This window comes from Telluria mixta (assembly GCF_029223865.1).
In the GTDB taxonomy this organism is placed as follows: domain Bacteria; phylum Pseudomonadota; class Gammaproteobacteria; order Burkholderiales; family Burkholderiaceae_D; genus Telluria; species Telluria mixta.
This window is the reverse complement of record NZ_CP119520.1, coordinates 528,007-542,801: the sequence shown is the minus strand read 5'-3', so window position 1 is coordinate 542,801 and position 14,795 is coordinate 528,007. Positions and strand designations below refer to the sequence as shown.

The window sequence follows — 14,795 nt, the reverse complement described above, 5'->3', positions numbered from 1 at the left end:
TCTGAGCTGTAAATATCAAATTTTGTTTTCCTGATAGAAAAAATACGTAAAATAAATTTTGCTTTTAATGTTGTATTTAGTTTTTTATTCGAAATTTAATTGATGCGTAATTACAACATTCTGCGCCATTTTGGTGCGGCGGTGCACCAAAAACAAACGGGACAGTGAGTGCTCACTGTCCTGTTTCTTATCGTGCCGCGATCAGCCGGCGAACCGGCTGTCTGTCATCAGAACTGGTAACGCACGCCAGCCTTGAAGAAGCGGCCGATGGCGCCGCTGGCGTCCATCGGGTTGTAGCTCATGCCGCCGTAGGTCAGCGGATCCAGCGGTGCGATCTTGTCGAACAGGTTCGTGATCGAGCCGTAGACCTGCAGTTGCTGCGTGACCTGGTAACGGGCCGACAGGTCGATCGTCGTGAACGACGCCAGGCGGCAGTTGCCCGGTGCCGGCGAGCCGTTCGCGTACTGCGAGGCACACTTGTCGCCCGCGAAGTACACGTTCTGCATGTCGGCGCGGTAGTTCGCGGTCGCCGTCACGTTCAGGTTCTGGCGGTCCCAGGACAGGGTCGTGCTGATCTTGTCCTTCGGCGTACCGGCGCAGTCCGACGTGTCGCAGTTGCCGTGCGTGCCGGCGTACTGGTAGCGCGTGCCGTTCTTCTCGGCGCGCACCCACGACGCGACGTGGGTCCAGGTCAGGCCCACCGTGGCGCGGCCGTAGTCGCCCAGGCGGAAGCGCTGCTTGACGTCCAGGTCGATACCCTTGACTTCGGTGAAGCTCGAGTTCTGGTACGGTGCCTTCGACAGCAGCAGCGTGCCCGTGTTCGGGATCGCCACGCCGTTCACGACCAGGTTGTTGTCGTTGCGGATCGCGGTCGGCAGGGCGGCGGCTTCCACGTACGACAGCGGGTTGATCTCGTTGGAGCGCTTGATCTTGAAGGCGTCCAGCGACAGCGCGGTGCCGTCGAACGGATCCCACACCATGCCCAGCGTGTAGCCCTTCGATTTTTCCGGCTGCAGGTTCGGGTTACCGACCTTGACGGCGCCGATGGTGATCGAGCAGTCGGCCTGGGTGGCACCGCCGGCGGCCGGCGTGCCGCCCGGGCAGCGGATCGGGTCACGCACGGCCGAGTTGCCGGTGCTCTGCGAGGCCGGGCTGAATTCGGCCGGACCCGGAGCGCGGAAACCTTCCGTGTAGGTCGTGCGCAGCGCGAACGTCTTCAGCGGGGTCCACTTGGCGCCGAATTTCGGCGTGGTCGACGAGAAGTCCTTGTACTTGTCGTAGCGGACGGCGGCGTTCAGCTCGACCGTCTTGATGATCGGTGCGGCCACTTCGAAGAACACGGCCGACACATTCTGGGAGCCCTGGGCAGCCACGTACGACGAGTTGATCGAACCGTCCGACGTGCCCGACAGCGACGGGTTGTCCAGCGACTGGTGGCGGTATTCGCCGCCGACCGCGAGGCCCAGCGCGCCGCCCGGCAGTTGCATCAGTTCGCGCGACGCCTTGAAGTCGAGGATGTCGAGCTTGGTCGTCGAATGCGACACGGCGTTCGTGACCATGGCGGCATACAGCGACGCCGGGTTCTTGCCCGCCTGCGTACCGATGTAGTACGGGAACAGGGCGTTCGTCGAATCGCCCAGCGCGGCCTGCAGCACCTTCATGTTGATCATGTTGCTGTAGTTCAGGTCGAGCGCCGACTGCGAGTGCGTGAGGCCGGTGTCGAAGTCCCAGCCCGCCACGGTGCCTTTCAGGCCGAACACGAAGCGCGAGAATTCGTTGTCGGCCGAGCGGGTGCTGGGGCCGACGTCGAACATCGAGTAGCGCAGGCGCACGGGAGCGCCGTACGGGTTCTGCGGGTGGCTGGCGCCCATCAGGATCGCGTTGCCGTAGTTGATGATGCCGGTCGGGTTGGCGGCATTCGGCGGGAACGCGATGGTGCCGCTGGTCGACGGCGGGGTCAGCGTGAATTCGGTGTCGCGCTTCGAGTAACCGGCTTCGGCGTAGAACTGCAGGTCGTTGTTCAGGTTCTTGGTGAAGCGGGTGTAGAAGTTCATGCCGCCGATCTTCGGCTGCATCGAACGGAACTGGTCCGAATACCACAGGCAGCCGCCGGCCGGATCCTGCGCGGTGGTGACGGAGAATTGCGAGCAGCCCGGCAGCGACACGTAGTTGCCGGTCTTCGGATCGCGCAGCGCGCCGGTCGGCGTCGGGCTCGATGCGCCCGGGGTGATGTAGCCGGCGGCGAACTGGGTGTTGGCCGGATAGCCCCACGGACGGATGTCGCCGTGGCCGATCCATTCGCGGCTGGCGCGGTCCTTGTTCAGCAGCGACTGGTTGCCGTAGAACTCGGCGTTGACCATGACGTTGTAGCCGTCTTCGTCCAGGCGGCCCTTGCCCCACGTGAGGGCGGCCTTGCCGGTGCCGGCGTCGTGGTAGCGCGATTCGCCCACTTCGGCCTTGAAGGTCGTGCCGGTGAAGTCCTTGCGCAGGATGATGTTGACCACGCCTGCGATTGCGTCGGCGCCGTAGGTCGACGAGGCGCCGTCCTTCAGGATCTCGATGCGCTCGACGGCTTCCATCGGCACGGTCGACAGGTCGGTGAAGCTCTTCTGGCCGTCGTCGGCACGCGCGAACGGTGCCATGCGGCGGCCGTTCAGCAGGACCAGGGTCGAGGTGGCGCCCAGGCCGCGCAACGAGATGGCGGTGGAACCGGCGGCGAAGCCGTTGCCGAAACCGGTCGGCAGCGAACCGGCGCCGTCCGACGTCAGCGTCTGCAGGTATTCCGCGACGGTACCCTTGCCGGACTTGGCGAGGTCTTCACGGCTGACCACCTGCACCGGCGAGGCGGTTTCGGCGGTCGCGCGCTTGATGCTCGAACCGGTGATTTCGACACGCTGGATCGGACCCTGGGCGTCTTGCGCCATGGCCGGTGCAGCGCCCAGCGCCGCATAGGCGAGGGCGAGCGTGACTGCTTGTGCGATAGCTTTCTTTTGATACATTACAACTCCAAATGGGGCTTCGATGGCGAGGCTGAGCATCGATGCATTCCAGATTCCGAACATTCATGGTATGCATATGCCGGACTGGAAAATCTAATGATGTAGGCTCTCTCTCATTGTCCAAAAACTTAGAATTCATTTTTTGGCAACGCATCAGACCACCGCAGCGTGCAATATGTCAATACGATGACAATGCATATTGCGTAAACGCCACAACAGTCCATCCTTTTGGTTATGGCCCCATGACATCTTTTCCCGGCAGGGGCGGCGCAATCTGGTCTATAGTTCCGAACGCATTCGATGACTCACCCGGGAATCCCGATGTTTGCTTATATCCTGCGGCGCCTGTGGCAGATGCTGCCGACGATGGCCGGCGTCGTCGTTCTGGTGTTCGTGCTGTTCAACTGGGTCGGCGGCGACCCGTCGTACCTGTTGGCGGGCAAGATGGCCGACGCGCGCGCCATCGCGAATATCCGCGCCCAGCTGGGGCTCGATGCGCCGTGGTACGTCCAGCTCGGCATCTTCGTGAAGCAGATCGTCACGTTCGACTTCGGCAACGCCTGGGCAACGGGCGAACCCGTGTCGCACATCATCGCCAGCCGCCTGGGGCCGTCGCTGACGGTGCTCGTGCCGCTGACGGTGCTGGAGACCGCGATCGGCATCGCGCTGGCGCTCGCCGTCGCGTTCGTGCGCGGCTCGCTGACGGACCGCGTTGTGATGGTCGCGTGCACGGTGGGCATGTCGATCTCGATCCTCGTCTACATCATCGTGTTCCAGTACGGGCTCGCCTATAAACTGGGGCTGTTCCCCGTGCAGGGCTGGGGCGAGCATTTCACCGAAAACCTGCTGCGCTACGCCACCCTGCCGATCCTGATCGGCCTCACCGTGTCGCTGGCGCCAACCCTGCGCCTGTTCCGCAGCTTCGTGCTGGATGAGGTGGGGCAGGACTACGTGCGCACGGCGCGCGCGAAAGGCTTGCCGGAGCGGCGCATCGTGTGGGTACACGTGCTGCGCAATGCCGCCATCCCCATCATCACATACGTCATGGCCAACCTGCCGGCGCTGCTGATCGGCGCCTTCCTGCTCGAGCGCTTCTTCGGCATCCCGGGCATCGGGCGCGAAGTGATCCTTGCCGTCGAACGCAGCGACTTCCCCGTCATCAAGGCGATCACGGTCTACGTCGCCGCCGCCACGATGGTGTTCAACCTGCTGGCGGACCTGATGTACCAGGCCGTCGATCCGCGCGTGCAGCTCAGATGATGCAGTCGTCGATTTCTCCCGGCCTGTGGACGCTGGCCTGGCGCCGCCTGCGCGCCGACCGCGTCGCGATGGTCTCGCTGGCCGTCGTGTGCCTGTTCCTGCTGTCGGTGGCGCTGTCCGCCACGGGCCTGGTCGCGGCCGACTGGGAAGACGAAGTGGCCGTCAATTACGCGCCGCCGACGTTCATCGGGCCCGATCCGGCGCTGGCCGCGCTCGCGCAGCCGCCGCGCCCGGCGCCGCCGAATGCGTTCGATCCGCTGGCAGCCGACATCGCCGATCTACAGGCGCAGCTGGCGCGGCAGGGCCACGCGGCGCACGCGGTCAAACGGACGACACTGCCGTTCGGCGCCGACAAATGGGGCCACGACATCGTGAGGAAGACGATCAAGGGCGGGCAGACGTCGATCGTCGTGGGCCTCGTCGCCGCGTTCGTCGCCGTCGCGCTGGGTACCCTGTTCGGCGCGCTGTCAGGCTTCTACGGCGGGCTGGTCGACGATTTGTTCAACTGGTTCTACAACGTGTTCACGGCGATTCCCTCGATCCTGATGATCCTCACCGTGGCCGCCGTGCTGCAGACGAAGGGCGTGCTGACGATCGTGCTGATCCTCGGCCTCACCGGCTGGACGGGACCGTACCGCCTGATCCGCGCCGAGTACATCAAGCACAAGGCGCGTGAGTACGTGATGGCGGCCGACGCCATCGGCGCATCAGGCTGGCGCAAGATGTTCGTGCACATCTTCCCGAACGTGTCGCACGTGGCGCTCGTGCAGATGTCGATCCTCGTCGTCGGCTTCATCAAGGCCGAAGTGATCCTGTCGTTCCTCGGCTTCGGCGTGCCGGTGGGCGTCGTCTCGTGGGGCAGCATGCTGAACGAGGCGCAGAATGAACTCATCCTCGGCAAATGGTGGCAGCTGACGGCGGCCGCCACTGCCATGGCCCTGCTCGTGACGGCGTTCTCGCTGTTCGCCGATTCGCTGCGCGATGCGCTGGATCCGAAACTGAAATGAGCACCATGAATCTTCTCGAGGTCCATGATCTGCGCGTGTCCTTCCGGACCGATAAAAAGAACACGTTCGAGGCCGTGAAAGGCATCTCGTTCAGCCTGCCGCTGGATGCGACCGTCGCGCTGGTCGGCGAATCGGGCAGCGGCAAGTCCGTCAGCTCGCTCGCCGTGATGGGCCTGCTCCCGCCGGAGACGACGATCATCCATCCCGGCTCGTCGATCCGCTTCGAAGGCCGCGAGCTGCTCGACCTGCCGATCGCGGAACGCCGGCGCCTGTGCGGCAAGGACATCGCGATGATCTTCCAGGAGCCGATGTCGTCGCTGAATCCCGTGTTCACGGTCGGCTTCCAGATCGGCGAAGTGCTGCGCCTGCACCTGGGGATGAACAAGCGCCAGGCGCGCGCCCGCACGCTCGAACTGCTGGAAGAAGTGGGCATTCCCGATCCGGCGCACAAGATCGACGCCTACCCGAGCCAGATGTCGGGCGGCCAGCAGCAGCGCGTGATGATCGCGATGGCCATCGCGTGCGAACCGAAGCTGCTGATCGCGGACGAGCCGACGACGGCGCTGGACGTGACGATCCAGAAGCAGATCATGGAACTCATCGCGACCCTGCAGCAACGGCGCCGCATGGCCGTGCTGTTCATCACGCACGACCTGGGGTTGGTGGGCGAGATCGCGGACCGCGTGATCGTCATGCGCCACGGCGAAGTGCGCGAAGAGGGACTTGCTACCCAGGTGCTGGGCGACCCGCGCGATGCCTACACGCGCGCGCTGCTGCACTGCCGCCCGGCGCTCGACGCGCGGCCCGTGCGGCTGCCCGTCATCGACGATTACATGAGCGGACGCGCCCGGCCCGGCGACACGCTGCCCCAGCGCACGCGCGGCTATGCGCCCGGCGACGAGGACATCCTCGTCGTGAACAACCTCGCCAAGAGTTTTTATATGCGCGAAGGCCTGTTCGGCAAGCGCGAATTCCAGGCCGTGAAGGACGTGTCGTTCACGCTCCCGCGCGGGAAAACGCTGGGCGTCGTCGGCGAATCGGGATCGGGCAAGACGACGGTCGGTCTCACGCTGCTGCGCCTGCACCGCGCGACGGGCGGCAGCGCGATGTTCGATGGCCGCGATCTCGTCGCGATGAGCGATGCCGAGTTCCAGGCGTATAAACGGCGCATCCAGATCGTGTTCCAGAATCCGTATGCGTCGCTGAACCCGCGCTTCACCGTCGGCCAGATCCTGCTGGAGCCGATGCGCATCCACCGCATCGGCGCGAATGATGCGGAGCGCACCGAGCATGCGCGCTATCTGCTGCAACGCGTGGGTCTCCCTGCGCAGGCGTTCGACCGCTACCCGCACGAATTCTCGGGCGGCCAGCGCCAGCGCATCGCGATCGCACGCTGCCTGACGATGAAGCCGGAGATCCTCGTGTGCGACGAATCCGTGTCCGCGCTCGACGTGTCCGTGCAGGCCCAGGTGCTGAACCTGCTGCAGGACCTGCAGGACGAGTACAGGATGAGCTACATCTTCATCTCGCACGACCTGTCCGTGGTGAAGTACATCTCCGACCGCGTGATGGTGATGCACCACGGCAGCGTCGTCGAGATGGCGGATGCGGACGAGCTCTATCGCAATCCGCAGCATCCCTACACGCGGCAATTGCTGGCCGCGATACCGGGATAAGGTGTTGCGCGCGGGCTGCGCACGTTGCCGCTTTCGCCACGCCCGCGGGTGTTTTCCGCTACCATACGAGGATGGCCCAGCTCTCCCACCTGATTCACGTCTACGGCGTCCTGATCGTGTTCGGCATCGTCCTGCTCGAACAGATCGGGCTGCCCATTCCCGCGTTTCCGGTGCTGATCATCGCGGGCGCGCTGGCCGTCGACGGCGGGGCCAACTGGCCGCTGTACCTGGCCGCGTCGGTGCTGGCTTGCCTCATCAGCGATTACTTCTGGTTCCGCGCCGGCCGCTACTATGGCAAGCGCATCCTGCGCCTGCTGTGCAAGATTTCGCTGTCGCCCGATTCGTGCGTCAGCCAGACCGAGGACAATTTCAGCCGCTGGGGCGCGAAATCCCTTGTCGTGGCCAAGTTCATCCCCGGCTTCAACACGATCGCGCCGCCGCTCGCGGGCGCCATGGGCACGACGACGGCACAGTTCGTCTGGCTGTCCGTCGCCGGCGGCCTGCTGTGGAGCGGCGTGGGCATGGGCCTCGGTGCCTGGTTCCATAACAGCGTGGACGACGTCATCGCCTGGTTCGAGACGCTGGGCAGCACGGCGCTGATGGTCGTCGGCTTCCTGCTCGCGCTGTTCGTGTTGTTCAAGTACATCGAGCGCAAGCGCAATCTCGGCGGGGCCAACCTGCCGCGCATCACGATGGACGAGCTCAAGGACCTGGTCGAGGCCGGGCACGATCCGCTGATCGTCGACGCGCGCGGCGTCACCTCGCGCCAGCTGGAAGCGGGCATTCCGGGCGCGCTGGTCTATGGCGACAACGTGCCGGAACGTCTGATGGCCACGCTCGACAAGGACCGCCACATCGTCATCTATTGCTCCTGCCCGAACGACGTTACCGCGGCCCAGGTCGCCAAGGAATTCGTCAAGAACGGTTTCCATCGCGCCCGTCCGCTGCTCGGCGGCCTCGACGCATGGAACGACCACTGCGCCGCCGCCCCGGCCAACGCCGAGCTCAAGCCCAAGCACGGCTGAGCCGCGCACACTCTCCGCCCGCGCGGCGCCGCCGCGTCTTCATGCCGTCATTACAACCTTTGCATTGGTAGCTGGACTACTCGCCAGCGTACGCGGGTTTTACGCAAATTCGCCCGCATATTGGGTCGGATGTACCTAAACTACAATAAATGCTTGCGCTGCAGCCAAGAAATCCTTAAGCTTCGAGGAATCTGTTTCTTACGGCCTGCCATGATCGTTTCGCCCGTTGCCATCGTCGATCCGTCCACCGAACCGCGCCTCGACAGCGCCCGATATGCGAGCCCGCGCCTGCTGGCCGATATCGGCGGGACCAATGCGCGCTTTGCGCTGGAGACCGGTCCCGGCACGGTGGGGCTGATCGAAGTCCTGCCCTGTGCCGCCTACGCGACCCTCGCCGACGCGCTGCGCGCCTACCTGGCGCTGCCGCACGTGGCGGCCACGGGTGCCGTCCGCCATGGCGCGATCGCGATCGCGAATCCCATCGTCGGCGATTTCGTGCGCATGACCAACCATCACTGGGAATTCTCGATCGAGGCGCTGCGCCGCGAGTGCGGATTCGACGCGCTGGCCGTCGTCAACGATTTCTACGCGCTGGCGATGGCGTTGCCGCACCTGGCGGACGGCGAGAAGCGCCAGGTCGGCGGCGGCGCGCCCGTGGCGGGCAGCCCGATCGGCCTGCTGGGCGCGGGGACGGGCCTGGGCGTGTCCGGCCTGGTGCCGGCCGAGAACCTGCCGGCCGGCGCCAAGCCGGTCTGGACGGCGCTGCGCAGCGAAGGCGGCCATGTGACGTTTTCCCCGGCCAACGAAACGGAAGTGGCGATCCTGCAATTCGCCTGGCGCGAGTTCGACCACGTGTCGGCCGAGCGCTTCCTGTCCGGTTCCGGCCTCGAACTGATCTACCGCGCGCTGGCGAACCTGCGCGGCGGTGCCGTGGAGGCGCTGGATGCGCCCGAGATCACGCGCCGCGGCCTGGCGGGCACGTGCGTCGTGTGCGACGAGGTGATCGAGGTCTTCTGTGGCATGCTGGGCACCATCGCAGCCAACCTGGCCGTGACCCTCGGCGCCCAGGGCGGCGTGTACATCGGCGGCGGCATCGTGCCCCGCCTTGGCGAGCGCTTCGACGCCTCGTGCTTCCGCGCCCGTTTCGAGCAGAAGGGCCGCTTCGCCGGCTACCTGGCGCAGGTGCCGACGTATGTGATTACCGCCGATTACCCCGCCTTCGTGGGCGTGTCGGCCATCCTGGCGGACCATCCCGGCGTGTGATCCCGACACGCGCCATCGTGTTCCGATGCATGGCAATGTTCTTTTCCCGGTTTTATCGGGTACAATGGCCGTCAGTTGGAAGAAACGATGTCGTTCGCTTAGCCCGGCGCCAGGAGCCTCGCCTCCAGAGCCCAGTCTCCCGATGGTGCCGGCAGCCCCGTTTCTCTTGAAAATCAACCGTTTGCGGTCCACTTTCCGGTGAACCGCCCCGTGGCAGGGCGCAAACCCTCACGGTATCCCGTCCGGTACGCCAATCCGGACGATGGAACCCCGTTTCAAAGCATGAAGTCTCAGTCTGGCGGCTGTCGCACAGCTGCCAGCCGGGAATGGGGTTATGTTTGATGGTTCTTAGCATCCAGAGTTGCACACTCCGCTGACGACATCGTTATGAACAATGATGAGGCCAAGAAGGTCCTCGAGACCGCTTTGCTGTGCGCGCGCGAGCCGATGACGATCCACGCCATGAAGAAGCTGTTCGTCGAGGTGGACAAGGACGGTCAGCCGCTCGGCGCAGGCGTCGGGTCGGATACGATCAAGATCCTGCTCGAAGAATTGCGCCAGGATTGGCAGGATCGCGGCATCGAGATCGTCAGCCTGGCATCGGGCTGGCGTTTCCAGAGCCGCCCGGAAATGAAGCCTTACCTGGACCGGATCGCGCCGGAAAAACCGCCGAAATACTCGCGCGCGACCCTGGAAACCCTGGCGATCATCGCCTACCGCCAGCCGGTGACGCGCGGCGACATCGAGGAAATCCGCGGCGTGGCGGTGAATTCGCAGACGATCAAGATGCTGGAAGACCGCGGCTGGATCGACGTGGTGGGCCACCGCGAAGTGCCCGGGCGCCCGGCGCTGCTGGGAACGACGAAGCAGTTTCTCGACGACCTGGGGCTTGCCGCGCTGTCCCAGTTGCCGCCGCTGCAGCAGGTGGCCGACATCGGCGCCGGGCGCAGCCTGGAAGCGTTGGAAGCGGCCCTGCAACAATTTGACGACACTTCACCCGTTGAAGTCCCGATACACGACCAAGCGCTCGCGTCCAACGACTGATCGTCGCGCCAGGTCAGCAAAACCAAGAAACGAATGATGAATCCAACTGACATGAACGAGACGATCCCTGCCGAGGCAGGACAGGAGCCGGCCGCCAAGCCGAAGCGCCGCACCAAGCCGAAGGCGGAGGCGGCGCCCGCACCCGCACCCGAGGGCGCGCAGCCGGAGGCCGTGGAAAAACCGAAACGCACGCGCAAGACCGCGGCCCAGAAGGCAGCCGAGGCAGCCGAAAGCGCGGCCCCGGCAGCAGCCGCACCGGCCGCCGCGGCACCGCCCGCTGAACCGGCGCCGCGCAAGCCGCGTACCCGCAAGGCCGCCGTGGCCGAGGCTGCGCCTGCAGCGGCCGAGCCGGCACCCGCACCGATCGCCGTTGCACCCGCCCCGGCACCCGCGCCGGTCGCAGGCGCTCCGGCGGACGACGGTGCCGCCAGCGAGCGCAAGCCGCGCGGCCCGCGCCAGATGCGCGAGCAGCGCCAGCAGCGCGAAGCCCGTCAACCCCGCGTCGAAGCCGAAGCGCCGGCGGCGGAAGCTGTCGCAGCCGAGTCGGCACCGCTTGACGCCGGCCGCAACGAGCAGCGCCGCGACCAGCGTGGCGGCAAGCAGCAGAAGAAGAAAGGCCAGCAGGGCCAGCAACGCGGCCAGCAGGCGCAGAATGCCCAGGCCGGCCAGAACGGCCAGCCGGCCCAGAACCAGGGCCAGAACCAGGGCCAGAAGCAGCAGCAGGGCAAGGGCAGGAACGCGAAGCATGCCAACAAGCCGGCCAAGGGCGGCAAGGGCAGCGATGCCGACGCCGTGTTCTCGTTCGTCACGTCGGACGCGTTCGACGCCAACGAGGGCGGTCGCGGCCAGTCGCAGGCGACGAAGGCGCGCCGCGACCTGACGGCCGAGGACGACGCACCGAAGCTGCACAAGGTGCTGGCGGAAGCGGGTCTCGGTTCGCGCCGCGACATGGAAGAGCTGATCATCGCCGGCCGCGTGTCGGTGAACGGCGAGCCGGCCCACATCGGCCAGCGCATCCTGCCGACGGACGCCGTGCGCATCAACGGCAAGCTGCTGCAGCGCCGCGTGAACAACAACAAGCCGCCGCGCGTGCTCGTGTACCACAAGCCGGCCGGCGAAATCGTCAGCGCGGACGATCCGGAAGGCCGTCCGTCCGTGTTCGACCGCCTGCCGACCATGAAGACCGGCAAGTGGCTCGCCGTGGGCCGCCTCGACTTCAACACCGAGGGCCTGCTGCTGTTCACGAATTCCGGCGACCTGGCGAACCGCCTGATGCACCCGCGCTACAACATCGACCGCGAATACGCCGTGCGTACGCTGGGCGAGCTGGAAGAAGGCATGCGCCAGAAGCTGCTGGCCGGCGTCGAGCTGGACGACGGCACGGCCTCGTTCACCAAGATCGCCGATGGCGGCGGCGAAGGCGTCAACCGCTGGTACCGCGTGGTGATCGGCGAAGGCCGCAACCGCGAGGTGCGCCGCATGTTCGAGGCGGTGGGTCTCACCGTCTCGCGCCTGATCCGCACGCGCTACGGCGCCATGACCCTGCCGTCGGGCCTCAAGCGCGGCCGCTGGGAAGAGCTGGAAGAGAACGACGTCCGCAACTTCCTCGACGCCTTCGGCATCGAGAAGAAGGGCGGCGCCCAGGGCAAGGGCGCCGTCGGCGCCAAGGGTCAGGGCAAAGGCCAGGGGCAGGGCGGCGCCAAGGGGCGCGGCGATGAGGATTACCGCTCGAACGGCAACCGCATCGATCGCGCCGACGCCAATCGCAACGTCGATCCGTTCGGTCCGCCGGTGGTGCGCGTCGGCACGGGCCGCGAAGAGGGCGGCATCCTGGGCGGCCGCGGCGGTCAGGGACAAGGCCCGCGCCAGGGCCAGGGCCAGGGTGGCCGCGGCGTCGGCGGTGGCCAGGCGCGCGGCAACAGCCAGCCGCGTGGCAATAACCAGGCGCGTGGCGGCGGCGGTGGCGGTGGCGGCGGCAAGGGTCCGCGCCAGCCGGATCCGCTGCAGACGACGTTCGGCTTCGCCGGCGCCGGCCAGAACCGCCGCAGCCAGGGTCCGCGCGTGAGCGACCACGGCATGCCGCGTCGCGGCCGCCGGGGTTAAATCGGCGCATCGCGCGGGTCATGCCGCGCGAAAATGAACCGCTCGCAGCGTCGCATTCTCCAATGGAGTAAACTGTTGCATAGCTGTTCATTTTGCAGTGCGGCGATTGCGGCCGACCCTGTATCGGGTTATAATGCGTGTCTAACCCGAGTGCTTCCCAATATTGTTTTGGCGAACAAGCTCCAGTTGGGAATACAAAAGATGGGCAGTTGCCCATTTTTTTTTTGTTGAATCGTTTTAAGGGTCCGGCACCGGACCGTGGAGAAACCTGTGCAGTTGTTTGATTTGATTGCCACGACAGTCAGCGGACTGGGCTACGAACTCGTCGATATCGAGCGTGCCGAACGAGGCATCCTGCGCGTGTTTATCGACTTCCCGGCGGCAGTGGCGGACGAAAAGGGACCGATCTCGGTCGAGGATTGCGCCACGGTGAGCCACCAGCTGTCGCACGTGCTGATGGTCGAAAATATCGACTACGAGCGCCTGGAAGTGTCGTCGCCCGGACTGGACCGTCCGGTGCGCACCCTGGCCGACTTCGAACGCTTTGCCGGCAGCGAATGCACCGTCAAGCTGCGCGTCGCGATGCCCGGCACCGCGAACCGCAAGACCTGGACGGGCATCCTGCATGCGCCGCAGGGCGACAAGATCGGGTTGGAATTTGAAGGCAAGGATGGTCCGGCGTTGCTGGAATTTACGCTGGCCGAACTGGACAAGGCACGCCTGGTGCCAAAGGTGGATTTTAGGAGTCGCAAAGCATGAGTCGCGAAATTTTGTTATTGGTTGATGCGCTCGCGCGCGAAAAGAACGTCGATAAGGAAGTGGTCTTCGGGGCGCTCGAGTTCGCCCTGGCGCAAGCTACGAAAAAGCGCTATGAAGGCGAGGTCGACATTCGCGTGTCCATCGACCGCGACACTGGCGAATTCGAAACGTTCCGCCGCTGGCACGTCGTGCCGGACGAAGCGGGCCTGCAACTGCCCGACCAGGAAATCCTGCACTTCGAAGCGAAGGAACAGATTCCCGACATCGAAGTGGACGAGTACATCGAAGAGCCGATCGAGTCGGTCGAGTTCGGCCGCCGCTTCGCCCAGGATACGAAACAGGTCGTGTTGCAGCGCGTCCGCGACGCCGAGCGCGAGCAGATCCTGCAGGACTTCCTGGAGCGCGGCGACGCGCTGGTCACCGGGACCATCAAGCGCATGGAGCGCGGCGATGCGATCGTCGAATCGGGCAAGATCGAGGCGCGCCTGCCGCGCGACCAGATGATCCCGAAGGAAAACCTGCGCATCGGCGACCGCGTCCGCGCCTACATCCTGCGCGTGGACCGCAATATGCGCGGTCCGCAGGTGATCCTGTCGCGCACGGCACCGGAATTCATCATGAAACTGTTCGAACTCGAAGTGCCGGAGATCGAGCAGGGCCTGCTGCAGATCAAGTCGGCCGCCCGCGACCCGGGCGTGCGTGCGAAGATCGCTGTCTTTACCGCGGACAAGCGCATCGACCCGATCGGTACCTGCGTCGGCATGCGCGGTTCGCGCGTGCAGGCCGTGACCGGCGAGCTGGGCGGCGAGCGCGTGGACATCGTGCTGTGGTCGGAAGATCCGGCCCAGTTCGTGATCGGCGCGCTGGCGCCAGCCAACGTGTCGTCGATCATGGTGGATGAAGAGAAGCACGCGATGGACGTCGTCGTCGACGAGGAAAACCTCGCGATCGCGATCGGCCGTTCGGGCCAGAACGTACGCCTGGCGTCCGAGCTGACCGGCTGGAAGATCAACATCATGACCGCCGAGGAATCGGCCAACAAGGCTGCCCAGGAAACCGCCACCGTGCGTGCGCTGTTCATGGAAAAGCTGGACGTGGACGAGGAAGTGGCGAACATCCTGGTCGAGGAAGGCTTTGCAAGCCTTGAAGAAGTCGCATACGTGCCCATCTCCGAAATGCTGGAGATCGAATCGTTCGACGAGGACACCGTCAACGAACTGCGCACCCGCGCACGCGATGCACTGGTGACCGAGGCAATCGCTTCGGAAGAAGGTCTCGAGGGTATGGAAGAGGCGCTGGCCAACCTGGAAGGGATGGACCGCACCACTGCCGGCAAGCTGGGCCTGGCCGGTATCAAGACCCTGGAGCAATTCGCGGGTCTGGCCTACGACGAGTTCAGCGCCATCCTGGCGCTCCCGACCGATCGTGCCCGTGAACTGATCAAGAATGAATTTAATGATGTGACCGACGATGAGATGAAACTGGTCGACGCCAAGTACGACGACCGGGCCAAGGCCCTGCAGGCGAAAGCCTGGAGCCAGGTAGAAACGGCCAAGGCATAAATGAGACGCGAAAGACCGGAGCGTAACGCGATCCGGTCTTCGCGCTTTATTAAGCTAGCAAATTTCTTTATCATCTCGCGACACATAGAAAAGAGGA

9 protein-coding genes and 1 pseudogene are annotated in these 14,795 nt (G+C 65.0%); 9 read left to right on the top strand and 1 reads right to left on the bottom strand.

The window, feature by feature from the left end; all coding sequences use genetic code 11:
- Nucleotides 1-227: 227 nt before the first annotated feature.
- A complete protein-coding gene (locus P0M04_RS02425; protein WP_259448924.1) occupies nt 228-2,999 on the bottom strand; it encodes a TonB-dependent receptor in 2,772 nt (923 codons plus the stop codon).
- Between the two features lie 321 nt (nt 3,000-3,320).
- On the opposite strand from P0M04_RS02425, the gene P0M04_RS02420 reads away from it, so the two are divergent.
- The 9 genes and pseudogenes from P0M04_RS02420 to nusA all read left to right on the top strand — a co-directional run bounded on the left by P0M04_RS02420 (nt 3,321) and on the right by nusA (nt 14,698).
- Nucleotides 3,321-4,259 carry an ABC transporter permease gene (locus P0M04_RS02420; RefSeq protein ID WP_259448925.1) on the top strand — a complete coding sequence of 313 codons (939 nt, stop codon included), beginning with the start codon at nt 3,321-3,323 and terminating at the stop codon, nt 4,257-4,259.
- The gene (locus P0M04_RS02415; RefSeq protein ID WP_371877283.1) at nt 4,256-5,266 is read left to right on the top strand and encodes an ABC transporter permease; all 1,011 of its coding nucleotides are present in this window, start codon (nt 4,256-4,258) and stop codon (nt 5,264-5,266) included. The genes P0M04_RS02420 and P0M04_RS02415 overlap by 4 nt, the downstream gene beginning before the upstream one ends.
- Nucleotides 5,263-6,942, top strand: a complete 1,680-nt coding sequence (locus P0M04_RS02410) for an ABC transporter ATP-binding protein (protein ID WP_259448926.1) — start codon at nt 5,263-5,265, stop codon at nt 6,940-6,942. Before P0M04_RS02415 ends, P0M04_RS02410 begins: the two co-directional genes overlap by 4 nt.
- Before the next feature lie 71 nt (nt 6,943-7,013).
- Nucleotides 7,014-7,967, top strand: coding sequence for a VTT domain-containing protein (locus P0M04_RS02405; RefSeq protein ID WP_259448927.1), 954 nt, complete (start codon nt 7,014-7,016; stop codon nt 7,965-7,967).
- Between the two features lie 210 nt (nt 7,968-8,177).
- Entirely contained in the window at nt 8,178-9,230 is a 1,053-nt protein-coding gene (locus P0M04_RS02400) for a glucokinase (RefSeq protein ID WP_259448928.1), read from the top strand.
- A 387-nt stretch (nt 9,231-9,617) separates the two neighbouring features.
- A pseudogene (scpB, locus tag P0M04_RS02395) lies at nt 9,618-10,211 on the top strand (SMC-Scp complex subunit ScpB); the annotation flags it as partial.
- A gap of 99 nt (nt 10,212-10,310) precedes the next feature.
- Nucleotides 10,311-12,377: a 23S rRNA pseudouridine(2605) synthase RluB gene (rluB, locus tag P0M04_RS02390; RefSeq protein ID WP_259449156.1), complete on the top strand. Its 2,067-nt coding sequence runs from the start codon at nt 10,311-10,313 to the stop codon at nt 12,375-12,377.
- Between the two features lie 270 nt (nt 12,378-12,647).
- A complete protein-coding gene (gene rimP, locus P0M04_RS02385; protein WP_259449157.1) occupies nt 12,648-13,136 on the top strand; it encodes a ribosome maturation factor RimP in 489 nt (162 codons plus the stop codon).
- Entirely contained in the window at nt 13,133-14,698 is a 1,566-nt protein-coding gene (gene nusA / locus P0M04_RS02380) for a transcription termination factor NusA (RefSeq protein ID WP_259448930.1), read from the top strand. The genes rimP and nusA overlap by 4 nt, the downstream gene beginning before the upstream one ends.
- Nucleotides 14,699-14,795 lie beyond the last annotated feature (97 nt).

Bases quoted from the DNA above. Each gene is read 5' to 3' on its own strand.
- P0M04_RS02410 (WP_259448926.1), top strand. From the start codon at position 5,263: ATGAGCACCATGAATCTTCTCGAGGTCCATGATCTGCGCGTGTCCTTC.
- P0M04_RS02425 (WP_259448924.1), bottom strand. From the start codon at position 2,999: ATGTATCAAAAGAAAGCTATCGCACAAGCAGTCACGCTCGCCCTCGCC.
- P0M04_RS02405 (WP_259448927.1), top strand. From the start codon at position 7,014: ATGGCCCAGCTCTCCCACCTGATTCACGTCTACGGCGTCCTGATCGTG.
- P0M04_RS02400 (WP_259448928.1), top strand. From the start codon at position 8,178: ATGATCGTTTCGCCCGTTGCCATCGTCGATCCGTCCACCGAACCGCGC.
- rluB (WP_259449156.1), top strand. From the start codon at position 10,311: ATGAATCCAACTGACATGAACGAGACGATCCCTGCCGAGGCAGGACAG.
- P0M04_RS02420 (WP_259448925.1), top strand. From the start codon at position 3,321: ATGTTTGCTTATATCCTGCGGCGCCTGTGGCAGATGCTGCCGACGATG.
- P0M04_RS02415 (WP_371877283.1), top strand. From the start codon at position 4,256: ATGATGCAGTCGTCGATTTCTCCCGGCCTGTGGACGCTGGCCTGGCGC.
- nusA (WP_259448930.1), top strand. From the start codon at position 13,133: ATGAGTCGCGAAATTTTGTTATTGGTTGATGCGCTCGCGCGCGAAAAG.